The following is a 24,754-nucleotide window of genomic DNA, read 5'->3' as shown; positions in this document are numbered from 1 at the left end:
TGAAACAGGCTCGCTTCACAAGGCACATTCAACTGTGCAGCTTAGGGTTATGCCGCTTGAACCTTGCGCGGTTTGAGATTCAGGCTGGCCATGTAGCGCACCAAATGCTCTTGTTCACTTGCGCTGGTAAATAACCCGAGCTTGGTCCGACGCCACAGGATGTCTTGCGCATCCAGCGCCCACTCTTGATTGCACAGGTAATCCACTTCGCGGCTGTAAAGGCCACTGCCAATATGCTCGCCCATATCGCTCAGGCTGTGTACGCCTTCGAGTAAGTGCCAAGAACGGCTGCCGTAGGTAATCGCCCAGCGCTTGGCAATAGCGGCTTCTAGCCAGTTATGTTTGCTGACCAAGGCAGCGCTCAGGGCTTGAGGTGTGGTCATGTCTTCACCACCCGGTAAGGTTGCTTTAGCTGTCCAACTCGGTTTGATCTGAGTGAAGTATGGCGTCAGCTGAGCCATGGCGGATTCAGCCAATTTACGGTAAGTGGTCAACTTACCGCCGAATACTGACAACAGCGGCGCTTCGCTTGGGGCGCCTGATAACGCAAGGGTGTAATCGCGGGTCACGGCAGACGGGTTGTCCGACTCGTCGTTGCACAGCGGGCGCACACCCGAGTAAGTGCGCAGAATATCGTCGCGGTTCAGCTGCTTTTTGAAGTGCGCATTGACGACATTCAACAAGTAGTCGGTTTCTTGTTCGGTGATGCTGACGTTGGCCGGGTCGCCTGTGTACTCGCGGTCAGTGGTGCCGATGATGGTGAATTGATCTAGGTAAGGAATCGTGAATACGATCCGCTGGTCTTCATTCTGCAAAATGAAGGCATTCGGCGCGTCATACAGCTTTGGCACGATCAGGTGGCTGCCTTGTATCAGGCGAATACCGTAAGGCGAGTCCAGTTTTAGGTCATCTTTTATAAACTTGGCAACCCAAGGGCCTGCTGCGTTCACAAGGGCTTTGGCGCGAATCGAAAATAGACTGCCGTCAGCACGCTCGAAGGTCAAATCCCACAGACCTTTACTGCGTTGCGCACCCACACAGCGGGTTTGGGTATGGATATGCGCCCCATTTTCCCTGGCCGCCATTGCGTTGAGTACTACAAGTCGAGCGTCATCCACCCAGCAGTCGGAGTATTCAAAGCCTTTAGTGATCTCAGGCTTCAACGGGCTCTGTGGGCCGAACTTAAGGCTGACCGAGCCGGCGAGCTTTTCGCGCTTGCCCAGGTGGTCGTACAAAAACAGGCCTGCACGAATCATCCAAGCTGGGCGTAGGTGCGGGCGATGAGGCAATACAAAACGCATGGGTTTAACGATGTGCGGGGCTTTGGCCAGCAGCACTTCACGTTCAGCTAGCGCTTCACGGACTAAGCGAAACTCGTAATGCTCAAGGTAGCGCAAGCCACCGTGAATCAGCTTGCTACTGGCAGACGAGGTATGACTGGCCAAGTCGTCTTTTTCACATAGGAATACTGAGAGGCCGCGACCTGACGCGTCAGCTGCGATCCCGACACCATTGATCCCGCCGCCAATCACGGCAACGTCATAGACCTCAGCAAGAGGCGTGGCAGGCAAGGTGGTCAAGGGCATGTTGGGGCCTCGCGTTCTTTACGAATATTTGAATTCGAACATTAATGTTCATTTTCGAAAATGTTAGCGGATAAAGACGCCCACATCCAGTGCCATTCGATTGAAAAAACTCATTGAAGACAGCCTAAAGGAAGATTTTCGAACATTTAGCGTTGCGCAGGGCGCTGTAGGAGCTGCTGAGGCACGAAAGCTGCGATCTTTTGACCTAGTCATTAAAAGATCGCAGCCTTCGACAGCTCCTACAGTGGGGGAGTGGAGCGGATTTAAACCACTTCCAGACGAATCTTGTTCAGTGCCAGCAACTGCGCCAGTTCCGGGACTGGTGGTTGGTCGGTGATCAAGCAATCAATCAAGCTGATCGGACCTAGTCGTACCATGGCGTTACGGCCGAATTTGCTTGAGTCCGCCGCCAGAATTACTTGCCGGGCATTGGCGATAATCGCCTGAGAAACCCTTACCTCTTGATAGTCGAAGTCCAGCAAGCTACCGTCTGAATCAATACCACTAATGCCGATTAGTGCGAAATCGAACTTGAACTGGTTGATAAAGTCGACGCTGGCCTGACCGACAATGCCGCCGTCGCGGCGCACATTACCGCCGGCGATTAGAACTTCAAAGTCATCTTTGGCACTGAGGATTGAGGCGACATGCAGGTTGTTAGTAATGACTTTTAGGTGATTATGATTAAGCAGCGCGCGTGCAATCGACTCGGTTGTGGTGCCGATATTGATGAAGATCGAGGCGTTGTCTGGAATCTGAGCGGCGATGGCTTCGCCAATACGGCGTTTTTCGTCGCGCATTTGGTCTGCGCGCATGGCGTAGGCCGTGTTTTCAACGCTAGAGTCGTAGGCCGCGCCCCCGTGATAGCGACGTAACAAATCGGCTTCTGCCAACTGGTTAATATCGCGACGAATGGTCTGTGGTGTTACGACGAACACTTGAGCCATTTCCTCGATGCTGACATAGCCGCGCTCGCGAACGAGTTCGAGGATCTGCTGTTGGCGTGGAGGCAGGTTCATGGGATTTCCTTTGGGCGGCGAAGCAAAATTCGCTCATCATGCCGCAGGAAGGGCCTAGCCTGCTACACGCAGGTACCATGAATACGGATGTACAACGGGCGCGAAGGGCGCCCGCTGGGTCTTTTGCAAGCAGTGTTAGCCTGAAAACTTAGTTGCTTTCTTCATGCGGTTCCCAGTCTCGCGTGCGTTCAACGGCCTTTTTCCAGCCAGCATAGAGTTTCTCTTTACTGGCCTCTTCGAGTTGAGGTTCGAATTCGCGCTCTATCACCGCTTTACTGCGCAATTCATCGAGGCTGCTCCAGAAGCCGCAGGCTAGACCAGCCAAATATGCCGCGCCCAAGGCGGTGGTTTCACGCATCTGCGGACGCTCGACCATGGTCCCCAAAATATCGGCTTGGAACTGCATGAGGAAGTTGTTGGCCACTGCGCCACCGTCAACCCGCAGTGCTTTGAGACGTTCGCCGGAGTCCTGTTGCATGGCATCCAGAACGTCGCGGGTTTGGTAGGCAATCGACTCAAGTGCGGCACGAATAATGTGATCTACACGTACGCCACGAGTCAGGCCGAACAGCGCACCACGGGCATACGGGTCCCAGTAAGGTGCGCCCAAACCGGTAAAGGCAGGCACCAAGTACACGCCATTACTGTCTTTAACTTTGTTGGCAAAGTATTCGGTATCGTGCGCGTCGTTAATGATCTTCAATTCGTCACGCAGCCATTGCACCGTGGAACCGCCGTTGAAGACAGCGCCTTCTAGGGCGTAAGCCACTTCGCCGCGTGGCCCGCAAGCGATGGTGGTCAACATGCCGTGGCTCGACTTAACCGCGTTACTGCCGGTGTTCATCAGTAGGAAACAACCGGTGCCATAGGTGTTTTTAGCTTGGCCCGGTTCTACGCACATTTGGCCAAATAGCGCGGCTTGCTGGTCACCGGCAATACCACCGATGGCGATGCCGCTTTTGGTCCGGCCATAAATTTCGGAAGAGGACTTCACCTCTGGCAGCATTTCACGCGGGATATCCAAGACCTCTAGCATCTTGGCATCCCACTCTAGGGTGTGGATGTTGAAAAGCATGGTGCGTGAGGCGTTGGTGTAGTCGGTAACGTGGGTTTTACCGCCGGTAAATTTCCAGATCAACCAGCTATCGACCGTACCGAACAGCAACTCACCTTTACGTGCGCGCTCGCGGCTGCCTTCGACGTTGTCGAGGATCCACTTGAGTTTTGTGCCAGAGAAGTACGGGTCCGTCACTAGGCCAGTGGTTTCGCTGATGTAGTGCTCATGGCCATCGCGCTTGAGCTGTTCACAGATTTCGGTGCTGCGGCGGCACTGCCAGACAATGGCGTTGTAGATCGGACGACCGCTGACTTTGTCCCATACCACTGTGGTTTCACGCTGGTTGGTGATACCGATGGCAGCGACCTGATCGTGATGCAGACCCGCTTGGGCCAGCGCCTCAACCATGACTGCGCTCTGTGTAGCGAAGATTTCCATCGGGTCGTGCTCAACCCAGCCGGCTTGCGGGTAGTGCTGTTGAAATTCACGCTGCGCGGTGCATACCACGTTGGCGTCACGGTCAAAAATGATCGCTCGCGAACTGGTGGTGCCTTGGTCCAGCGCAATGATGTAGTTCTTATTCTGAATGTCGGTCATGGGATTGCCTTGCAGAATGAAGTGATGGTGTCAGGGCGCGAGAAGGTCACGGGCAGTAGTCTCAAGCGCCCCGTTTCATAAGTCGATATCAGGACGCCTGGGTTTTAACCTCGGCGACTGCTGGAGCGTCTGTCGGCACGAACTCTTCTTTCGGCAAATGGCGGGCAATCAGCCCGCGATAAATGCCTGCGCCGAGACATGCGCCCACAATCGGAGCAAAAATAGGAATCAGGAAGTAAGGAATATCCCGGGCGCCTGTGAACGAAATTTCACCCCAGCCTGCAAAAAAAGTCATCAGCTTAGGTCCGAAATCACGAGCAGGATTCATCGCAAACCCTGTCAGCGGGCCCATCGAACTGCCGATAACCGCAATCAGTAAGCCGATCAGCAGGGGCGCGAGCGGGCCACGAGGCAAGCCATTTTTATCGTCAGTCAGGGCCATGATCACGCCCATAAGAATAGCGGTAATCACCATTTCGACGAGGAAGGCTTGCAGGGTCGAGAGCGCCGGGTGCGGATAGGTTGAGAATACCGAGGCTAATTCGAGACTGTCTTGGCTGCCGCGCACCATGTTATGGGCTTGTTCGTAATCGAAGAACAAATTGCTGTAAAGGGTGTAAACCAACGCTGCCGCACAAAAGGCGCCGGCCACTTGAGCAAGGATGTAAAACGGCAGTTTGCGCTTATCAAAATCGGTAAATAAGCACAGCGCAATGCTAACTGCCGGATTCAGATGGGCGCCGGATACGCCTGCTGTCAGGTAGATCGCCATGCTGACACCGATGCCCCAGATGATGCTGATTTCCCATAAGCCAAAGCTGGCGCCCGCGACCTTGAGAGCCGCAACACAACCGGTGCCAAAGAATATTAAGAGCGCTGTGCCGAGAAATTCGGCCAGACACTGACCTGAAAGCGTGGGGTGCTGCGTTGCAGTCGTCATTTGGAACCTCTTTTTGTTGTTTTTTGACGTTGTCAGTCAGTGGTGGCTGTGCAGTGCTTTAAAAAACTAAAACTCGTATTTCAGGGTTTTCATGGCCGGACAACATAACGCATGAATTCGTAGAAATATTCAGATTCGAAAAAATATAGACAAGAAACACGCCTGTCAAAGGTCGAAAGTGAACGAGCATCCACATTGTGACTTTCATTAGGGTTTTTGACGTTGGTTTTCTGTAAGAAAAAAATACAAATTGATAGGGTTGGGTGTAACGTTTCAGCCTTAAACAGCGCTGGGAGGCCCGTTCTAGCGCGTTTTTTATCAGCGAATAGCCTAAGATCCAGCCTCGTATTCTTTAGCTAACACACACAAAGAGGCTGTGATGACGCCCGCATTGGACCTGCTTAAAAAAGTTCGCGCCGAACATCGAGTTCATAGCTATGAACATGACTCTAAAGCCGCGTCTTATGGGTTGGAAGCAGCAGAAAAGCTCAATCTCGAACCGGCACAGGTTTTTAAGACGCTGCTGGCCAGTAATGAAAAGGGTGAGTTGCTGGTTGCTGTTGTACCGGTCGTCGGAAGTCTTGACTTAAAAGCGCTGGCCCACGCTGCCGGGGTCAAAAAAGCGGAGATGGCTGACCCGGCAGCGGCCCAGCGTGCGACCGGTTATCTGTTGGGCGGGATCAGCCCGCTGGGGCAAAAGAAACGTTTACGAACGTTCATTGATGCGAGCGCAAAGGCATTTAGCACTATCTATGTCAGCGCTGGACGTCGCGGGCTTGAAGTAGAGCTGGCGCCGTCGGTGTTGGCTGAACACACGCAGGCGCAGTTTGCAGAGATCGGACGAAAAGCATGACGGTGTAGGAACGAACTTGGCCGCGATCTTTTCAAGAGCAAAAGATAGCGGCCAAGTTCGTTCCTACAGTTTTGTATCGGACCTCAGTTGGCGGTGCTGAAACGCCGGACACCCGATTCGGAGTGTGGGATTTGGGCTGCCGTGCTGCCGCAGCCTTGAAACATGACCAAGTGTTCTGCGGCGACTCGAATGCCGACCTCTGTACCTGGCAAGTGATCGGCATGGCTTGGGAAAATTGACTCTAACTGGCTGCCGGTCGGTAGTTGCAGCCGGTATAAGGTTGAGGCACCCAAAAAAGTTTTGCCGATGATTTTGGCTTTCAAGGCGCTATCTGGGGCATAGACGATGTCATCCGGTCGCAGTAGCACATCGACAGCGCCGCCGGTAGGCCAACTGTAAGCCCGGTTGCCGCGCAATACGCCCAACTCGGTTTGCACCGAATCAGGGCTGAGCAGTTGCCCGCGAATGAAATACCCTTGGCCGATAAAACTCGCAACAAACGGCGTTAAAGGCTCGTGATAGAGGTTGTACGGCGTATCCCACTGCTCTAGGCGACCTTCTTTAAATACGCCCACGTGGTCACTCACTGCGAAAGCTTCTTCTTGGTCGTGCGTCACCAAAATCGCACTGGTGCCACGTGCTTTAAGAATGTCGCGAACTTCGTGGCTGAGTTTGCGGCGCAATTCTCCGTCTAGGTTGGAGAAGGGCTCATCCAGTAATAGCAATTGAGGCTCCGGAGCCAAGGCTCGGGCAAGTGCTACCCGTTGCTGTTGACCACCGGAAAGTTCGTGAGGGAATCGCTTGCCCAGGTCTTTGAGGTTGACCAATTCCAGCAGTTCTTCGACCACTCGCTCTTTGTTTGGATGCTTGCGTATACCAAAAGCAATGTTGTCGGCCACGCTGAGGTGTGGGAACAAGGCGTAGTCTTGAAACACCATACCGATACGACGTTTCTCCGGCGCTAAGGTAAAGCCTGCGCTGGAAATAACTTCGCCTGCGAGCTGGATTTCACCTTGGTGTACGGGCTCAAAGCCTGCAATTGCTCGTAGCGTCGTCGTTTTACCGCAGCCGGAAGAGCCAAGCAGGCAACCAATATCGCCTGCATTAAGGTGAAGGTTTAGGTGTTGAACCACGCTTTGGCCTTGATAACCACAGGCCAAATCGCGCAGGTTGAGCAATAACTGCTGACTCATACGGGTTGGTACGCCGGTTGAACCAGAAACTCGAGCAGCGCTTTTTGCGCGTGCAAGCGGTTTTCAGCTTGATCCCAAGCCACAGATCGTGGGTCGTCTAGCAGGTCTAGGCTGATCTCTTCTCCGCGGTGAGCGGGTAGGCAGTGCATGAATAGTACATCTTGCGCGGCAAGATCGAGCAGGGCGCGATCGACTTGGAACGGTGTGAAGAGTTTTAGGCGTTTGGCCGTTTCTTCTTCTTGGCCCATAGAGGTCCAGACGTCTGTGCTAATCAGGTGCGCACCGACCACGGCTTCACGTGGGTCACGCACGATAGTGACGCGATCTGCGGCGAGAGCCACGAACTCTGGGTTCGGCTCATAACCTTCAGGGCAGGCTACACGCAGTTGGAAATCGAATTGAATGGCGGCTTCTATATAGCTGTTGCACATGTTGTTGCCGTCGCCGATCCAGGCTACGGTTTTGCCTTTGATCGAACCACGATGTTCGAAGAAGGTTTGCATGTCGGCCAATAACTGGCACGGATGTAGGTCGTCAGACAGGCCGTTGATCACAGGTACGCGAGAGTTAGCTGCAAACTCGGTCAGGGTATTGTGGCCAAAGGTACGGATCATGACCGCATCAAGCATGCGTGACATGACAATCGCACAGTCGCTGATAGGTTCGCCGCGCCCCAGCTGGGTGTCGCGAGGGGACAGGAATATAGCCTGGCCGCCAAGCTGGATCATGCCCGCTTCAAATGACAGTCGAGTGCGAGTTGACGACTTTTCGAAAATCATGCCCAGAACGCGGTTTTTTAAGGGTTCGAAGAGAACGCCGCGATCACGCAGGTCTTTTAGCTCGATACCGCGACGGATGATGCTGCCTAGCTCTTCGGGCGTGCAGTCCATCAGGGAGAGAAAGTGCCTTGCGCTCATCATTAACTACCTTCTTTGCAACGACCGCAGGATTCAAAGCCGCTTTTTCAGAAAAACGGCGAAACCTGCGGCGAATGCCGCACGGGGCGACGAAATAGGGGGAAGGCGCGATCTTATAAGGAAATGTCGCGCCGTGCCAATAAGGGTCTCTAGTGTTCAGAGGTTCAGCGAGTCTTGGGCTGTATGAACTCGTGATCTAGCCACTTTTGAGTGGTTTGCCTCACCTCAGCTGCCCAGTTGTACACTGCCCTCAGGTTATTTTGCAATTTTCTGTCACCTGTGAGGGGTTGTTATCCATAGATGCAAAGGCGTATCACCAGTAGTGCGACGGCGTGCGTGCTGGACTCAGTGATGAAGTTGCGACGTTTCTCTGTCTGGGAGACCGAGCGTCATGCTCGGCTTTCCGTTACAATGCGCCACCGTGCCGACAACTGAGTCGGAAAGTTCAGCCGAGGTGCTCCATGGATATCATCGAAACTATCAAAGATCAGATTGCCAACAACACCGTTCTGCTTTACATGAAAGGCGCTCCGAATGCCCCGCAGTGTGGCTTTTCGGCTAAAGCGGCTCAGGCCGTGATGGGCTGTGGTGAGAAGTTCGCGTACGTGGACATCCTGCAGAACCCTGAAATTCGCGCCAACTTACCTAAATATGCTAACTGGCCAACCTTCCCGCAACTGTGGGTAGGCGGTGAGCTGGTTGGCGGCAGCGACATTATGGCGGAGATGGCTGCAGATGGTTCTCTTCAATCTCTGATCAAAGAGGCCGTTGAAAAGGCTGCTGCGAATAAAGCTGAAGCTTAAAAGCTTGAGTTGCTACTTGGATATTAAGTAGCCGCGCATAAAAAACCCGCCGCTGAATAATCAGGGCGGGTTTTTTGTGGGCGTTAGTTACTCACCCATCTGCGATTGCAGATAATTCTCAATACCAATTTTGTCGATCAGGCCCAGTTGAGTTTCCAGCCAGTCGATATGTTCTTCTTCTGATTCCAAAATATCTTCCAGAAGTTCACGGCTACCAAAGTCGCCAACAACTTCGCAGTGTGCGATAGCGGCTTTGAGGTCGGCGTGGCCGGTGCGCTCAATGCGCAGGTCGCACTCCAGCATTTCCTTGGTGTGCTCACCAATATGCAGCTTGCCTAAGTCTTGAACATTCGGCAGACCTTCTAAGAACAAGATGCGCTTGATCAATTTGTCAGCGTGCTTCATCTCGTCGATGGATTCGTTATATTCGTGTTTGCCTAACTTTTCCAGGCCCCAATCTTGGTACATGCGTGCATGCAAGAAGTATTGGTTGATCGCAACCAGTTCGTTACCGAGAATTTTGTTGAGGTGCTGGATGACTGAAATATCGCCTTTCATCGCAAGGGCCTGCCTTAGTTAACCGTATATAAGGCAGAGTTTGATCTGCGCACTTACAACTGTCAAACCTAAGTGTTTGAATAATAAATGAAAATTAATCGGAATAAGAATGTTTGTGTTCCGCGTTTTGGCCCTAAGTACTTGAATTTTTGACATAAAAAACCGGACGTTAAGTCCGGTTCCTTAGAAATATGTTAATTACGCAGCAGAAAATTCTACTGGAAAACCTAGTGCGGGTTGGCTGGCTTGCAGCGTGGACAAGGTTTCACGAACAACTTGCTTGGCTAGGCAGGCACATTTGCCGCATTGGCTTGCGACGCCCGTCGCTTCGCGTACTTCGCGGTAGCTACAGCAACCTTCATAGATTGCATCGCGGATTTTTCCGTCAGTAACGCCAGTGCAGAGGCAAACGTACATAAATAAGAACCATCGCTGGTTGGATTCAATGAAACGGATCTTAATGTTAACGAGAATGATTGTCAAAGTAGATTGGGGCGCGGTTGGGGTTTGTTCAGGTTACGCTGACGAACGGCGTTTATGCCCTGCTAGGCAGTGGCATAAAAAGGGTTAAGGAAGGTCCTGACAGGCCGTGTATAGTGGTTGTCTTTTTACGCGGAGATCTGGCACTGATACTGCTGCTGCCTCAGGGCATGTGGGCCGGACCCGTTTTTACCTCGCACCCAGGAGATATCCAATGAGCGTACTCGTAGGCAAACAAGCGCCTGACTTCACCGTCGCAGCCGTACTCGGCAATGGCGAAATCGTTGATAGCTTCACACTGTCCACCGCGATCAAAGGCAAATACGGTCTGGTGTTCTTCTACCCACTGGACTTCACCTTCGTTTGCCCATCCGAGCTGATCGCTTTGGATCACCGCATTCCTGAGTTCCAAGCGCGTAACGTTGAAGTGGTTGCAGTCTCCATCGACTCCCATTTCACTCACAACGCTTGGCGCAACACTCCCGTCAATAATGGTGGCATCGGTCAGGTGAAATACACCATGGCTGCCGACATCAATCACGCTATCTGCAAAGCCTACGATGTTGAAACTGAAGGCGGTGTAGCGTTGCGCGGCGCATTCCTGATTGACGACAAGGGCGTAGTTCGCTCCCAGATCGTTAACGACCTGCCACTGGGTCGCAACATGGATGAACTGCTGCGTTTGGTTGATGCACTACAATTCCACGAAGAGCACGGCGAAGTTTGCCCTGCTAACTGGAAGAAAGGTGACAAGGGCATGACCGCTTCGACTGAAGGTGTTGCGGCTTACCTGACTGAGAACGCTGGCAAGCTGTAAGCTTTCTGGCAGCATAAAAACCGGACTTAGTGTCCGGTTTTTTTATGTGCTGCGGTAAGGTTAACGACGTGATCAGTCGTTGAAGTCTTTCCAGCCACCCATTTGCTTCCAATTATTGACGATGCCGCAAAACAGCTCGGCGGTCTTTTCAGTGTCATAACGCGCGGAGTGCGCTTCACGACCGTCAAAGTCAATATCAGCGGCTTGGCAAGCTTTAGCTAGCACCGTTTGACCATATGCCAGACCTGCCAGCGTAGCGGTGTCGAAGCTGGAAAAAGGATGAAACGGGTTACGTTTCATATCCAGACGTGCCACCGCAGCGTTGAGGAAACCTAAGTCGAAGCTGCTGTTATGGCCAACCAGAATGGCGCGCTTGCAGCCATTGGCTTTTAGCGCTTTACGTACACCACGGAAGATGTCTGTCAGGGCAGTTTCTTCGCTGACAGCCATGCGCAGTGGGTGGTCCAGCTTGATGCCAGTGAACTCCAGCGCTGCGGCTTCGATGTTGGCGCCCTCAAAGGGCTCCACACGATGGAAGTAGGTATGTTCTGGGAACACAAAACCTTTTTCGTCCATGCCGATGGTAACGGCGGCAATTTCCAGCAGCGCATCAGTAGCGCTGTTGAAACCACCCGTTTCTACATCGATAACGACGGGTAAGTAGCCGCGAAAGCGCTCCGCCATCGGGTGGCGTGAGCCTGTGCCATGACCGCCTTCGTGCTCGTCATCAAAATGGTCGTCGCTCACACGTGTTCCTCCAGCAGGCGCCAGCGCAGTTTTTCACCGGCGCGCAGCGGGATTACATTCAACTCGCCGAAAGGCAGGCTACTTGGGGCTGTCCACTCTTGGCGGAGTAGAGTGATATGTTCGGTGCTCGGTGGCAGGCCGTAGAAACGCGGACCGTTCAAGCTGGCAAATGCTTGGAGTTTATCCAGCGCATTGCGCTGTTCAAAGGCTTCAGCGTACAGCTCAATGGCGGCATAGGCGGTATAGCAACCGGCACAGCCACACGCGGCTTCTTTAGCATGTTGAGCATGCGGTGCCGAATCGGTGCCGAGGAAAAACTTCGGACTGCCGCTGGTGGCTGCATCCAGCAGTGCTTCTTGGTGAATGTTGCGCTTGAGGATCGGCAGGCAGTAGAAGTGCGGGCGAATACCGCCAACCAGCATATGGTTGCGGTTATACAACAGGTGATGAGCCGTTATGGTTGCCCCGACATTAGCCGAAGCCTCATTGACGAACTGCACCGCATGCGCCGTGGTGATGTGCTCGAACACAACTTTTAAGTTCGGAAAACGATCTACGACACGGCGTAAATGCTCTTCGATAAAGACTTTTTCGCGATCGAACACATCGACTTCGGCGCGGGTGACTTCGCCATGTATCAGCAAAGGCATACCGACTTCGGCCATTGTCTCCAAAACTGGAAAAATAGCATCGATGCTGGTGACACCTGAGTCAGAGTTTGTCGTAGCGCCAGCTGGATAGAGCTTGGCAGCATGCACAAAGCCGCTGGCTTTGGCAGTACGAATATCTTCTGGCTGGGTTCGGTCAGTGAGGTACAGCACCATCAGCGGCTCAAAACGGCTGCCGGCCGGGCGTGCAGCCAGAATGCGCTGACGATAGGCGTCGGCTTCGGCGGCGTTACGCACCGGAGGTACGAGGTTAGGCATGATGATGGCGCGGCCAAAAGTGCGCGCAACATCCGCCACAGTGTGAGGCAACACAGCACCATCGCGAAGATGAATGTGCCAGTCGTCGGGACGCAGCAGGGTCAGGCGGTCAGACATTTGGGATTCCAGGCGGGTCAAACTGATGCGAATGCTACCGGAAAAGACTCTGTCAGGCACTCGCTATCAAGTTTTGAGTGTATGAACCGATATAGGCAGGGTGTGTCGCAAACGCTGCACTTTGATTTGCCAGTATTCACCTGCGGAGCCCTTCGTGCGCCAGCTCTTTTTTGTTCTGCTCAGCCTATCTGCCAGCTTTCCTGCTATGGCCCTGACTTTCCAGACACGTCTGGAGAATGTGGAGTGGAACGTTGAGGGTGATCAATTCGAGTGTCGCCTTGTTCAGCCGATCACTGATTTTGGCTCAGGTGTCTTCGTTCGCCGCGCGGGCGAGCAGGCGGTTTTTCGTCTAAATGCTCATAACTCTATTCTGGGTGAAGGCCCTGCAACCTTGCTGGCAGCAGCGGCACCTTGGCAGCCAGGGCGGGGCGATATTAACTTGGGTACTGTGCGAATTGGGCGCGGTAACGTCCTGTTCAACAGTTCTCAAACGCAAGCCGGGCGTTTATTTAGGGGGCTGTTGGAGGGGCGTAGCCCTGTCATCAGGCATTACTCCGCGGTGGGTGGAGTATCCGAAGTGCGCCTGCTACCGGTCAAGTTTCGCCAGGCTTATGGCGATTACGAAGCCTGTACTGGAAAACTTTTAGCAAAAAACTTCGACCAGGTTCGCCAGAGCCAGATTGGTTTTCCCGGGGGCGGCACTGATTTAGATGCCAAGGCCCGCGCAAGTCTGCAAATCATCCTGCAATATATGAAGGCCGATCCTAAGGCCAATCACATCATGCTTGATGGCTACTCTGACAACTCCGGTAATCGCTTGACCAATCGTGAGCTCTCTCGGCGTCGTGCCTTGGCGGTAATGGATTACTTCAAGGACAACGGTCTGCAAGAGTCGCAGATCACGATTCGTTTTCATGGTGAACAATATCCAGTGGCGCCCAATAACAATGCGGTTAATCGCGCGAAAAACCGTCGTGTTAGCGTGCGTCTAGAACGAGTGTCTGAACCTGCTAAGCCGACCTCTACGGCTGCCATCACTGACCCAGCGGCGGTGTCTTGACGTTTACAGGCGTCGTATTGTTGAAACTTACTGTCGCTTTGTCGTCTTAAGCTGTCGCGCCCCTGTAAATTAATACCCGTGAGCGGTAGACTGCTCGGCTTTTAGAACAACCCGTGGAGTGATGGCATGGCGGACGTAAACAAGGTCGTTCTGGCTTATTCGGGCGGCTTGGACACTTCGGTGATCCTGAAGTGGCTGCAGGATACTTATAACTGTGAAGTCGTAACCTTTACCGCTGATTTGGGTCAAGGTGAAGAGGTTGAGCCTGCACGCGCCAAGGCGCAAGCCATGGGCGTCAAGGAAATCTACATCGACGACCTGCGCGAAGAGTTTGTCCGCGACTTCGTGTTCCCAATGTTCCGCGCCAACACTGTTTACGAAGGCGAGTACCTGCTGGGTACATCCATTGCGCGTCCGCTGATCGCCAAGCGTCTGATCGAAATCGCGAATGAAACCGGTGCTGATGCTATTTCTCATGGCGCAACCGGCAAAGGTAATGATCAGGTTCGTTTTGAACTGGGCGCTTACGCACTGAAGCCAGGCGTAAAAGTGATTGCTCCTTGGCGCGAGTGGGATTTGCTGTCGCGTGAAAAGCTGATGGATTACGCGGAAAAGCACGGTATTCCGATTGAGCGTCATGGCAAGAAAAAATCCCCGTACTCGATGGATGCCAACTTGCTGCACATCTCCTACGAGGGCGGTGTACTGGAAGATACTTGGACCGAGCACGAAGAAGACATGTGGCGTTGGACCAAGTCGCCAGAAGACGCGCCTAACACGCCGACTTATCTGGAACTGACTTTCCGCAACGGCGATATCGTTGCACTGGACGGTGTTGAGATGACGCCTGCGACTGTGCTGGCAACACTTAACCGTATCGGTGGTGAAAACGGTATTGGTCGTCTTGATATCGTTGAAAACCGGTATGTGGGTATGAAGTCTCGTGGTTGCTACGAAACCCCAGGCGGCACCATCATGTTGCGTGCTCACCGCGCTATTGAGTCGATTACTCTGGATCGGGAAGTTGCTCACCTGAAAGATGAGTTGATGCCCAAGTATGCCAGCCTGATCTACACAGGTTACTGGTGGAGCCCTGAGCGTTTGATGTTGCAACAAATGATCGACGCTTCTCAGGTTAACGTTAACGGTGTTGTGCGTCTGAAACTGTACAAAGGCAACGTGATTGTTACCGGTCGTAAGTCCGACGAATCGTTATTCGACGCCAATATTGCAACATTTGAAGAAGACGGTGGCGCCTACAACCAAGCTGACGCTGCAGGCTTTATCAAGTTGAATGCATTGCGTATGCGCATTGCAGCTAATCGGGGCCGCAAGTTGTTTTAATTGCACTTTGTAAAGAAAACCCGGCCAATGGCCGGGTTTTTTATGCTTGAGAGTTTCATAGGTCGTGAGTTTACCCAATCAGTTTAGTGTGTTGAGTTGACGGGTTTCTGTGTTGTAGGTAATGACAGTGGCCTCGCCCAGATGTGAAGCGATACGTGAGTCAAGTTCGAGTCGTTGTTGGCTGCATCCTTGAGTCTGCAACGAACTACTTGTCAGTAGGAGTAGTACATCTTTTTTGTGTAAGCACTCTTTCCTCGGATGCGCTCTTTCATAATAAGTCTGCAAAATATCCTCCAGCGTGTGGTCGCAACTCAAGCGTAGCGATGGATGGCTAAAATCTATTAAATAAAGACTGCTCGGCTCCTCATCATTTAGTGAAAGGTGGTGTTTTCCTTTTCCTAGATCAGAGGGCGGAGGGGTCGTCTTTTCTGAGCCGGAATCGTAGTGTCTATGTCCTTGAGGCAGGAATATAAAATTTTTAGGGCTGTAGGAAATGAGTCTTATACCTGGCTTAGACAGAAGTGACGTGGTCACGGGAGAGAGTACGCAGGGCTTTTTCACGTTTTTAGTCAGAGTATCTTCTGTTTCTGAACCGGTTAAGTAGGGCGTCTCGCGGTTTTTGTCCTTAGCGTAGTCCATAGGGGTGTAAAGGGTTTTGTTGTTAAAGTTAAGAGTCAAAAAAAACAAGGTAATTAAAATTGAAGGGAAAACAATTAAAAACCACATATATATTTTTTGATTCTCTCTGTCGATGTACGGTAATGAAACCGCAGCAGACGCTTCGGTTAGCATCGAAAAAATAGCAATGACAGTGAGTGGGTTATTAACGCGAATTTTATTTTTTATCATGATGTGGCCTGTCTGCGAATAAAGTGGGCTCACCGGGTCTAGTGAATATTAAGTATTTAATACTTATTTAGATGCTAAGAGTTAGTGCTTGAGGTGTAGAACTAAATAAGTATGAGCGCTTGATAGAAGTTCTATGCGGAGGGCTTACCATGAATTTAGTCGCGAGTTCATGAAATCGCAAATCGAAATTGCCTTGTATTTACTATTTGAATAAATTGTTTTTTTGTGTGAGGAATTATTTGTTTTTTATGTGGGATTGCTCTGATTTATGAGCGGATGCTTACAATATAGATAGGTGACATGTTATGCATTTTTGTAAGACTAAATGTTGAGTAATTAAGTAACATTTTAATAAGTTTGAAATTCGGTCTCATTGAGTGCTGGTGTCTCGGTTATAGCTGGTTGCGAGGTGGTTTAGCCAGTGGGATTTTAAGGGGATTCCGAATGCCTTGTAGGCTTCTTCTTTAAGTTTAAAACGGTAATATTTTTTTCTAAAAAAAGAGTAGATTTTAGCGAGGATAAGTTTTCGAGAAGGAGGCGATTTTAGAGGTGCTGTTTTTTTATATGAGTTCCAGTTAGGTCTTCTCGTGAAAAGAGGGTGGGTAAAGTTTTAACGGGGGCGGATGCTATTCCGTAATAGGAGGTGAATTAAAATGGGGTGGCCGTGAGTGGCGTGGTGGATAAAATAAAGATGTTACATGTGTTGGTTTTTTTTAACATTTGTTTGGGTTTTTTAATTGTTGTCTGTGCTAATTTCGACGTGTGCCGAGAGGTTGTCGTCCGACAGCTGCTTAAAATAATAATCAATGGCGAAGCACTTCGCGGGAGGTGGGATTTGGGCCGGGCAGATGTCTGGTGTCGAGGAGATGAGCCAGCGTATTTTTCGAAGCTCGTATAAGGATGCTGCCTTTAAGCATAAGAATTGAATTTTAAGTTTAAAGACCTGCCTGTGCATTTTTATGAGCCTCTTAGTGATGAGGTTGGTAAGAAGGTGGTCTTTATAAGTGATTTTTTTGTAGGGCTAATCTTTATTTTGCGTAGGAAATGTCTTTGGTTGTTGGTGCTTGGGGAGGGCACTATGCCCAGGGTGTTATGACTAGGCTATTGTGCTGACTCTAAAAATTCGAACAGCGAAAAAATTGGAATTACCCATGAATAAAGTGCTGATCGTGGATGATCATCCTGTCATTCGTCTTGCTGTGCGTATGCTCATGGAGCGGCATGGCTATGAAGTTATCGCAGAGACGGATAATGGCGTGGATGCTTTGCAGCTGGCGCGTGAGTACGCACCGGACATTGTAATTTTGGATATTGGAATTCCAAAACTTGATGGGCTTGAAGTTATTGCGCGACTTTCTACACCCGCGGTTCCTATTAAAGTGCTTGTGTTGACTTCGCAAGCACCCGGTCATTTTTCTATGCGTTGTATGCAGGCAGGTGCGGCGGGCTATGTCTGTAAACAGCAGGATTTGACAGAACTGTTAAGTGCAATCAAGGCGGTGCTCTCCGGTTATAGTTATTTTCCGAATCAAGCATTGCACTCTGTACGCTCAAGCTTGGGGAATGCCAGCGAGGCCGATATGGTCAATCGCCTCTCCGGTCGAGAAATGATGGTCTTGCAGCAGTTAGCACGAGGTAAAAGCAATAAAGAAATAGCAGATGGCATGTTCTTAAGTAATAAAACCGTCAGTACCTACAAAACACGTCTTCTGCTCAAGCTCAATGCTCGCTCACTGGTTGATCTTATTGAGTTAGCACAGCGAAACGGGCTGGTGTGATTCACCGGGGGAGGAGCGGTTTCTCCTGACCCCCTTAACACCAAAAGTCTCCGATCTAGGGCAATGCTGTTCACTTAAGTAAAAAGCCGACCTTGTAGGGGCATCCGGCCGATGCTCAATTGCTCGCGATGTTTGATCTTTACTAGATCGCGAGCAAGCTTGCTCTTACAACTGATGGTGCGCTGCTCTGTTAAGTGAACAACATTGCTGGCCTAGGAGGCTTTTGGTGTTAAGCGCTGAGAGTCACAAGTCGTACGGGTAGTCTTCCAGCTCTTTGCGAAGTCTCTTTTCTGCCAGCAAGGCGTCTACGCTGCGTCGTTTAGCCAGATTAGTTTTAGCGACCTCAACAGGACGGTCTGCAATTTCAGTGTCGTCCTGATCGGTCGTTGGAAAATCCTCTACATCCAATTGTTCTTTGCCAGTGCTCATTCAGTTCACTCCAGGCTAAGACATCCCATGGCGCCCCTTATAGCGATAAACGCTTTAAGGGTAAAAAAGTTTTTCTCAATCGGTCTGCTCATAAAACCTCAATCGCTCAATCGTCGGAGGTTTTTTCTTTGAAATCGCACAAGTCTTCAATCCGACAACTCCCGCAGCGTGGCTTGCGTGCTTGGCAAACGTAACGGCCATGCAAAATAAGCCAGTGATGGGCATCCAACAGGTACGGCTTTGGCACGAACTTGATCAGTTGCTTTTCAACCTCCACTACATTTTTGCCTGGCGCAATGCCGGTACGGTTGCTAACCCTAAAAATATGAGTGTCGACGGCCATGGTCAGCTGTCGGAATGCGGTATTAAGTACGACGTTTGCTGTTTTGCGACCAACCCCAGGAAGCGCTTCAAGCGCCTCCCGCGTTTGCGGAACCTCACTGGCATGCCGTTCTATCAATAGGCGGCACGTTTCGATCACATTTTTCGCTTTGCTGTTATACAGGCCGATGGTCTTGATGTACGCCGATAGCCCTTCTACACCCAAAGCGTAGATGGCTTCTGGGGTGTTAGCGACTGGGAACAATTTGGCCATCGCCTTGTTCACACTCACGTCAGTTGCTTGCGCCGATAAAATGACAGCTATCAGTAATTCGAAAGGCGATGTGTAAGCCAGTTCAGTTTTTGGTTCAGGATTGTCTTCGTGAAATCGACGAAAAATTTCAAAGCGCTTTGCGGCGTTCATGGTTAAAACTTTTCCTAGAGAGCAATCCGTTAAACGGATGGAAGCGTGTCGCTTAATAGAAAGCTAGCAGCTTTTGGGCGAGGCTAAAGCGTTGACAACACGCTCTGCCTGGACGACCGCATCATTCAAAAGCTTGAGCTGTGCGTTGCTGAGCTCCTGTGTCTGCGCTTTTTTGAGTTCCGCGCGGCGCAGGGCCAGCTGTATTTTTGCCCGTTTAAGTTCTGCCGTGTTTGTATTGGGTTCAGGCGCTGACATCACGGAGCCTTCCTCCAGCAGCGCCAAGGCTTTTTCTGCGGTTTCGAATTGCGTTTGCAGGGTCACCAGTTGGGCCTGTTGCTGGGCTGTTGGAGGATGACCAAATGCTTTGAGCGATTTGTGAAGTTGTGCGCGTGCCATTGCCAGCGTGACTTTGGCTTTTTTAACTGCAGCATCGCTGAGTTTGGCGTGCTCTGCCTGCGAGTTGCCAAGTGTTATAGCTTTAAGAGGTTCTGCCGGGGCTCGCTGAGCCCGTTCAAGCCGTTCTGCTTGGCGCTGTTGCTCATCGCGCCGCAGGCGCTCGTCTCGTCGCTCATAGCGGCCACGGGCGTGATCACGCTTATTAGCACGCGCAATGAATTGCTCCTCGACCTGTGCAAGCCCGCCGACAATAGGTACCACATTGGCTGGCAACGGTCGCATTTCTATGCAGTCGACAGGGCACGGCGCGATGCACAAATCACAGCCTGTGCATTCTTCGACAAGCACGGTGTGCATGAGCTTGGCCGCACCCAAAATGGCATCAACCGGGCATGCTTGAATACACTTGGTGCAACCAATGCACTCGGCTTCGCGAATATAAGCTACTTGCGCCGGGGCTGCGCCGCGTTCTGTGTCCAGGGTGATAACAGGAATGTTCAGCAGATTGGCCAGCGCGGCTATTGTTTCAGTCCCGCCGGGCGGGCATTTGTTGATCGCTTCGCCTTGGCTAATACCTTGCGCATAGGGTTTACAGCCAGGATGGCCGCACTTGCCACATTGGGTTTGCGGCAATAAGGCGTCGATACGTTGAATCAGGCTCATGGTGTGATCAGTCCAGCGACAGCGGGCCGCACCCGTGCGACAGTCATCCTGCGCAGTGAGTAATGAGTGCGAGGCGGTTAAACAAACGGTGCTGATTATCCGACAAGGCAGAAGGGGAGGCTACAACGAACATCCGCCAGCGACCGTAAGCCGCTGGCGAATGAGGAGGGCGTGTTACTTAATGCGTTGGCCAGGTTTGGCGCCGCTGTCTGGGCTTAACAGGTAAATTTCTTCACCGCCAGGCCCCGCGGCCATGACCATGCCTTCTGAAATCCCAAAGCGCATTTTGCGGGGTTTCAGGTTGGCAATCATCATGGTCAACCGACCCTCAAGCTCGGCCGGATTCGGGTAGGCGCTCTTGATTCCTGAGAACACGTTGCGCTGTTCGTCGCCGATATCTAGGGTCAAACGCAGCAGTTTGTCGGCACCTTCTACGGCTTCTGCTTTGAGAATCAGGGCCACACGCAGGTCGACGGCAGCAAAAGCGTCAAACTCGATCTCTGCTGCCAGAGGTTCTTTAGTCAGCTCGCCATTACCTTTAGGTGGCGCTGCGCCGGTATCGGTTTGGCTAGCGATCAAGTCTTCTTTAGATGCGTTAACCATTGCCTTTACATGTTCTGGGTCGATACGTGTCATCAGTGGTTGAAAAGCATTCAACTGATGGTTCGCCAACAAGGTGCTGTGATCATTCCAGGTTAAAGGTGGAACGTTCAGAAACGACTCAGCTTCGGCTACAAGATGTGGCAGTACGGGTTTGAGGAAGATGATCAGCTGACGGAACAAGTTGATGCCCAAGGCGCACACGGCTTGAACTTCATCTTGTTTACCTTCCTGCTTGGCCATGGCCCAAGGCGCTTTTTCGGCGATCCAGGCGTTAGCGCGATCAGCTAGCGCCATGATTTCACGCATAGCACGCGCGAAATCGCGGGCTTCATAGGCGTCCGCAATGCTTGGCGCCGCAGCCTGGAACGCCTCGGTCAGCTCAGGCGCTGCGTTGACGTCAACCATCACGCCGGCGTTGCCTTTGTGGATGAAGCCTGCGCAACGGCTGGCAATGTTGACTACTTTACCGACAAGGTCAGAGTTGACCTTTTGTACGAAGTCTTCGAGGTTCAAGTCTAGGTCATCGACGCCACGACCCAGCTTGGCGGCGTAGTAGTAGCGCAAGTATTCCGCAGACAGATGATCAAGGTAGGTACGCGCCTTGATGAAGGTGCCACGGGACTTGGACATTTTCTGGCCGTTGACCGTCAGGTAGCCGTGAACATTGATGGCGGTAGGCTTGCGATAGCCTGCGCCCTCTAGCATGGCTGGCCAAAATAGCGCGTGAAAGTTGACGATGTCTTTGCCGATGAAGTGGTACAGCTCGGCGCTCGAATCTTTGTTCCAGTAAGCGTCGAAGTCCAGCTCCGGGCGACGGGCGCACAGGTTTTTGAAGCTGGCCATGTAGCCAATCGGTGCATCCAGCCAGACATAGAAATACTTGCCAGGTTCGCCAGGTATCTCGAAACCAAAATACGGCGCATCGCGGGAAATGTCCCACTCTTGCAGGCCGGAATCCAGCCATTCAGCGATTTTGTTGGCAACGGCATCTTGCAGCGAACCGCTTCGCGTCCAGCTTTTAAGCATGGCTTCGAAGTCCGGCAGCTTAAAGAAGAAGTGCTGGGAGTCTTTGAGGACTGGCGTAGCTCCCGAAATCGCCGACTTCGGGTTTTTCAGATCTGTTGGAGCGTAAGTCGCGCCGCATTTCTCGCAATTATCGCCGTACTGATCTTCAGCGCCACATTTGGGGCAAGTGCCTTTGATGAAGCGGTCGGCCAGGAACATTTTCTTTTCCGGGTCGAAGTACTGAGTGATTGAGCGCGTGGCGATATGGCCAGCTTCGCGCAACTTGATGTAAATCGCACTCGATAACTCACGGTTTTCTTCGGCGTGGGTGGAGTGGAAATTATCGAAGTCTACCAAGAAATCAGCAAAGTCAGCGCTGTGTTCGGCTTGGACGTTGGCGATCAGTTGCTCAGGAGTGATGCCTTCTTTTTCGGCACGCAACATGATGGCCGAGCCGTGGGCGTCGTCTGCGCAGACATAAGTGCAATGGTTACCGCGATGCTTCTGGAAGCGCACCCACATATCGGTCTGGATGTACTCAAGCATATGGCCAAGGTGGATTGAACCATTGGCATAGGGCAGGGCGCTGGTGACGAGGATCTTGCGTGGCTCGGACATGGGGCTCGGCTATTTGATGAGACGGTGGTCGGCCACTATAAAGGGCCGAGCAAGATATTTCACCCCGTGGACGCCGATCTGATGGTTTCTCGTTATTTTGGCGAGTTCAAAAGCCTGCGCCAGGTGATTTATTAAAGGTACGATAGCGGGCTGTTTCACTCAGCCTTTTTCGGGAGTTGCCCATGAGCGCAGTCAATCGCGCAGCGGTGGAGGCCGTCCTTCGCCAATACACCGATCCGTATTTGAACCAAGATCCGGTCAGCGCCGGGTGTGTACGTCACATTGAAGTTCAAGGCGAGCATGTCAGTGTTCAGCTTGAGTTAGGGTATGCCGCTGGTCTATTCAAGAATGGCTGGGCGCAAATGTTGCAAATGGCCATCAATCATCTGGATGGCGTGTCTTCCGTCAAGGTGGACATTAATTGCGTGATAGCCGCGCATAAAGCGCAGGCGCAAATCCCAGGGCTGGCCAATGTGAAAAACATTGTGGCCGTGGCTTCAGGCAAAGGCGGCGTCGGTAAATCCACCACCGCAGCCAATCTTGCGTTGGCATTGGCCCGTGAAGGTGCACGCGTAGGCATTTTAGATGCAGACATCTATGGCCCTAGCCAGGGCGTGATGTTCGGTATCGCCGAAGGTACTCGGCCCAAAGTCCGCGATCAAAAATGGTTCGTGCCCATTGAGGCGCATGGTGTTGAAGTCATGTCGATGGCCTTTTTGACGGATGACAACACGCCGATGGTGTGGCGCGGGCCTATGGTTTCGGGCGCACTCTTGCAGTTGGTGACACAAACGGCCTGGAATGATCTGGATTATCTGGTAATAGACATGCCGCCAGGTACAGGTGATATCCAACTGACGCTGGCGCAGAAAGTACCGGTAGCGGGATCAGTGATTGTGACAACCCCGCAAGACTTGGCTTTGCTGGATGCGCGCAAAGGTGTCGAGATGTTCCGCAAGGTCAACATTCCGGTATTGGGCGTTGTAGAGAACATGGCAGTCCACATTTGCTCTAACTGCGGTCATGCAGAGCATTTGTTCGGTGAGGGTGGTGGTGAGAAGCTGGCGACTCAGTACGGTGTGGAAGTCTTGGCCTCCTTGCCGCTGTCGATGGATATCCGTGAACAAGCCGATAACGGCAAGCCTACTGCGGTTGCAGATCCGGATAGCCCGATAGCAATGGTGTATCAAGAGCTGGCTCGTCATGTTGGAGCGCGGATTGTTCTGAGTGAGGCTGCCACGCAGGCAATGCCGAGCATCACCACCAGCGACGACTGATTTAACGCTACACCTCTGTAATAAGATCACAAAGATTAACTGTAGGAGCTGCCGTAGGCTGCGATCTTTGTTTTAAAGATCAAAAGATCGCAGCTTGCGGCAGCTTCTACCAAAAGCATAAGCAGCGCCGGTTGTGGGCGCACCTACAGAATCGACTTCGCTCAAACGACGAGCACAAAAAAACCCCGCTTTTAAGGGCGGGGTTTTTTACTGGATCAGTACAAGTTAGATAACTTGAACTTCCTCAGCTTGCATGCCTTTCTGGCCGCGAGTAGCGATGAAAGAAACCTGTTGGCCTTCTTTCAGGCTTTTGAAGCCGTCAGATTGGATAGCTTTGAAGTGAACAAACAGGTCGTCACCGGATTGTGGAGTGATGAAGCCGAAGCCTTTTTCATCGTTGAACCACTTAACGGTACCAGTTTGGCGATTAGACATGGTGTAACTCCTTGAACAAAGATAACTGCGACGCAGGAAGAGCCCTGGCCGAGACTGAGTGCAAAGAGCAGGAAAAATTCTTGGAGATGGTTGGATCGAAATTCAACATATCGTGTAGAGATTCTCAGTGACACAAGCAGCACAGTGGCGCCACCTTAACCCTTTTTCCTGAGCGTGCAAAGGGGCTTTGCGAAGGTTTCTCGAAAAACGTGACTGATGGTTGTCCTTACAGCCTGAATTCAGAGCACCTACAGCTATTTCTAAGATTTTTTCCTCAGCCTTTGAACCCAAACCTCAGCCCCGGTAAGATGCCGAACAGAATTTTCTACCTCGCTATTCAGGACACCCCGCCATGAGCATCAAATCAGACAAGTGGATTCGCCGCATGGCGCAAGAGCACGGCATGATCGAACCTTTCGTCGAGCGTCAGGTACGCGGCGAAGGTGCTGATCGTCTGATTTCTTACGGTGTGTCGAGCTACGGTTACGATGTTCGCTGTGCCAATGAATTCAAAGTGTTCACTAACATCAATTCGGCCACCGTAGATCCAAAAAACTTCGATGAAGGCAGCTTTGTAGATGTTACCAGCGATGTCTGCATTATCCCGCCTAACTCATTTGCCTTGGCGCGCACTGTTGAATACTTCCGTATTCCGCGCAATGTACTGACCATCTGTCTGGGTAAAAGCACCTACGCGCGTTGCGGTATCATCGTCAACGTGACACCGCTTGAGCCTGAGTGGGAAGGTCATGTGACGCTGGAGTTCTCAAACACCACAACACTTCCAGCCAAAATCTACGCCAACGAAGGTGTGGCGCAGATGCTGTTTTTCGAGTCGGATGAAGAGTGTGAGGTGTCGTACAAGGATCGTGGTGGTAAATATCAAGGCCAGCGTGGCGTGACTTTGCCACGTACCTGACGAACAGCAGGAATTTCTGAGCA

General features: G+C 51.8%; 24 protein-coding genes. 8 read left to right on the top strand and 16 right to left on the bottom strand.

Annotated elements, in window-relative coordinates:
- Positions 1-47 precede the first annotated feature (47 nt).
- The 4 genes from glpD to AQS70_RS00685 form a co-directional block, all read right to left on the bottom strand.
- Positions 48-1,586, bottom strand: a complete 1,539-nt coding sequence (glpD, locus tag AQS70_RS00700) for a glycerol-3-phosphate dehydrogenase (RefSeq protein WP_055101026.1) — start codon at positions 1,584-1,586, stop codon at positions 48-50.
- A gap of 263 nt (positions 1,587-1,849) precedes the next feature.
- Complete coding sequence (locus AQS70_RS00695) at positions 1,850-2,605, bottom strand: DeoR family transcriptional regulator (RefSeq protein WP_055101025.1); 756 nt, start codon at positions 2,603-2,605, stop codon at positions 1,850-1,852.
- Between the two features lie 148 nt (positions 2,606-2,753).
- Positions 2,754-4,259 (bottom strand): glycerol kinase GlpK, encoded by a 1,506-nt coding sequence (gene glpK / locus AQS70_RS00690; RefSeq protein WP_055101024.1) that lies wholly within the window; start codon positions 4,257-4,259, stop codon positions 2,754-2,756.
- 88 nt (positions 4,260-4,347) lie between these two features.
- Positions 4,348-5,199, bottom strand: coding sequence for an MIP/aquaporin family protein (locus AQS70_RS00685; RefSeq protein ID WP_055101023.1), 852 nt, complete (start codon positions 5,197-5,199; stop codon positions 4,348-4,350).
- Between the two features lie 379 nt (positions 5,200-5,578).
- On the opposite strand from AQS70_RS00685, the gene ybaK reads away from it, so the two are divergent.
- A complete protein-coding gene (gene ybaK / locus AQS70_RS00680; protein ID WP_055101022.1) occupies positions 5,579-6,052 on the top strand; it encodes a Cys-tRNA(Pro) deacylase in 474 nt (157 codons plus the stop codon).
- 83 nt (positions 6,053-6,135) lie between these two features.
- On the opposite strand, the gene AQS70_RS00675 is transcribed toward ybaK, so the two are convergent.
- A complete protein-coding gene (locus AQS70_RS00675; protein WP_055101021.1) occupies positions 6,136-7,245 on the bottom strand; it encodes an ABC transporter ATP-binding protein in 1,110 nt (369 codons plus the stop codon).
- The gene (gene argF, locus AQS70_RS00670; protein ID WP_055101070.1) at positions 7,242-8,162 is read right to left on the bottom strand and encodes an ornithine carbamoyltransferase; all 921 of its coding nucleotides are present in this window, start codon (positions 8,160-8,162) and stop codon (positions 7,242-7,244) included. Before argF ends, AQS70_RS00675 begins: the two co-directional genes overlap by 4 nt.
- A gap of 461 nt (positions 8,163-8,623) precedes the next feature.
- Between argF and grxD the strand changes: the two genes are divergently transcribed.
- On the top strand, positions 8,624-8,965 hold the full coding sequence (gene grxD, locus AQS70_RS00665; protein WP_055101020.1) for a Grx4 family monothiol glutaredoxin: 342 nt from the start codon (positions 8,624-8,626) through the stop codon (positions 8,963-8,965).
- Between the two features lie 87 nt (positions 8,966-9,052).
- On the opposite strand, the gene bfr is transcribed toward grxD, so the two are convergent.
- Together bfr and AQS70_RS23010 are read right to left on the bottom strand one after the other, a co-directional pair.
- Positions 9,053-9,523, bottom strand: coding sequence for a bacterioferritin (gene bfr, locus AQS70_RS00660; RefSeq protein WP_048369419.1), 471 nt, complete (start codon positions 9,521-9,523; stop codon positions 9,053-9,055).
- 198 nt (positions 9,524-9,721) lie between these two features.
- Positions 9,722-9,940, bottom strand: a complete 219-nt coding sequence (locus AQS70_RS23010; protein ID WP_082428002.1) for a bacterioferritin-associated ferredoxin — start codon at positions 9,938-9,940, stop codon at positions 9,722-9,724.
- A 277-nt stretch (positions 9,941-10,217) separates the two neighbouring features.
- Between AQS70_RS23010 and AQS70_RS00655 the strand changes: the two genes are divergently transcribed.
- Positions 10,218-10,820: a peroxiredoxin gene (locus AQS70_RS00655; protein ID WP_055101019.1), complete on the top strand. Its 603-nt coding sequence runs from the start codon at positions 10,218-10,220 to the stop codon at positions 10,818-10,820.
- Positions 10,821-10,892: 72 nt separating this feature from the next.
- Here AQS70_RS00655 and rnt read toward each other — a convergent pair whose 3' ends face one another.
- Positions 10,893-11,567 (bottom strand): ribonuclease T, encoded by a 675-nt coding sequence (gene rnt, locus AQS70_RS00650; protein ID WP_055101018.1) that lies wholly within the window; start codon positions 11,565-11,567, stop codon positions 10,893-10,895.
- Positions 11,564-12,610 (bottom strand): dihydroorotase, encoded by a 1,047-nt coding sequence (gene pyrC / locus AQS70_RS00645; RefSeq protein ID WP_055101017.1) that lies wholly within the window; start codon positions 12,608-12,610, stop codon positions 11,564-11,566. Before pyrC ends, rnt begins: the two co-directional genes overlap by 4 nt.
- A 154-nt stretch (positions 12,611-12,764) precedes the next feature.
- On the opposite strand from pyrC, the gene AQS70_RS00640 reads away from it, so the two are divergent.
- Both AQS70_RS00640 and AQS70_RS00635 read left to right on the top strand, forming a co-directional pair.
- On the top strand, positions 12,765-13,670 hold the full coding sequence (locus tag AQS70_RS00640) for a flagellar protein MotY (protein ID WP_055101016.1): 906 nt from the start codon (positions 12,765-12,767) through the stop codon (positions 13,668-13,670).
- A 126-nt stretch (positions 13,671-13,796) separates the two neighbouring features.
- Positions 13,797-15,014, top strand: coding sequence for an argininosuccinate synthase (locus tag AQS70_RS00635; protein ID WP_055101015.1), 1,218 nt, complete (start codon positions 13,797-13,799; stop codon positions 15,012-15,014).
- A gap of 78 nt (positions 15,015-15,092) precedes the next feature.
- On the opposite strand, the gene AQS70_RS00630 is transcribed toward AQS70_RS00635, so the two are convergent.
- Positions 15,093-15,863, bottom strand: a complete 771-nt coding sequence (locus AQS70_RS00630) for a hypothetical protein (RefSeq protein ID WP_055101014.1) — start codon at positions 15,861-15,863, stop codon at positions 15,093-15,095.
- 1,151 nt (positions 15,864-17,014) lie between these two features.
- Between AQS70_RS00630 and AQS70_RS00620 the strand changes: the two genes are divergently transcribed.
- Complete coding sequence (locus AQS70_RS00620) at positions 17,015-17,641, top strand: response regulator transcription factor (RefSeq protein ID WP_029611271.1); 627 nt, start codon at positions 17,015-17,017, stop codon at positions 17,639-17,641.
- 243 nt (positions 17,642-17,884) lie between these two features.
- Here AQS70_RS00620 and AQS70_RS00615 read toward each other — a convergent pair whose 3' ends face one another.
- From AQS70_RS00615 to metG, 4 genes are all read right to left on the bottom strand, one after another.
- Complete coding sequence (locus tag AQS70_RS00615; protein WP_055101012.1) at positions 17,885-18,070, bottom strand: PA3496 family putative envelope integrity protein; 186 nt, start codon at positions 18,068-18,070, stop codon at positions 17,885-17,887.
- 106 nt (positions 18,071-18,176) lie between these two features.
- Positions 18,177-18,815, bottom strand: a complete 639-nt coding sequence (nth, locus tag AQS70_RS00610; RefSeq protein ID WP_055101011.1) for an endonuclease III — start codon at positions 18,813-18,815, stop codon at positions 18,177-18,179.
- 63 nt (positions 18,816-18,878) lie between these two features.
- Positions 18,879-19,970: an electron transport complex subunit RsxB gene (gene rsxB, locus AQS70_RS00605; protein ID WP_082428001.1), complete on the bottom strand. Its 1,092-nt coding sequence runs from the start codon at positions 19,968-19,970 to the stop codon at positions 18,879-18,881.
- 78 nt (positions 19,971-20,048) lie between these two features.
- A complete protein-coding gene (gene metG / locus AQS70_RS00600) occupies positions 20,049-22,100 on the bottom strand; it encodes a methionine--tRNA ligase (protein WP_055101009.1) in 2,052 nt (683 codons plus the stop codon).
- Positions 22,101-22,282: 182 nt separating this feature from the next.
- On the opposite strand from metG, the gene apbC reads away from it, so the two are divergent.
- Complete coding sequence (apbC, locus tag AQS70_RS00595; RefSeq protein ID WP_055101008.1) at positions 22,283-23,377, top strand: iron-sulfur cluster carrier protein ApbC; 1,095 nt, start codon at positions 22,283-22,285, stop codon at positions 23,375-23,377.
- A gap of 225 nt (positions 23,378-23,602) precedes the next feature.
- On the opposite strand, the gene AQS70_RS00590 is transcribed toward apbC, so the two are convergent.
- Positions 23,603-23,812 carry a cold-shock protein gene (locus tag AQS70_RS00590; RefSeq protein WP_002554837.1) on the bottom strand — a complete coding sequence of 70 codons (210 nt, stop codon included), beginning with the start codon at positions 23,810-23,812 and terminating at the stop codon, positions 23,603-23,605.
- 352 nt (positions 23,813-24,164) lie between these two features.
- Here AQS70_RS00590 and dcd point away from each other — a divergent pair, with 352 nt between their 5' ends.
- Entirely contained in the window at positions 24,165-24,731 is a 567-nt protein-coding gene (gene dcd / locus AQS70_RS00585) for a dCTP deaminase (RefSeq protein ID WP_019411020.1), read from the top strand.
- The last annotated feature ends 23 nt before the right edge of the window (positions 24,732-24,754 follow it).

The organism is Pseudomonas endophytica (assembly GCF_001411475.1).
GTDB classification, from domain to species: Bacteria; Pseudomonadota; Gammaproteobacteria; order Pseudomonadales; family Pseudomonadaceae; genus Aquipseudomonas; species Aquipseudomonas endophytica.
This window is presented reverse-complemented; position numbering and strand designations above follow the sequence as displayed.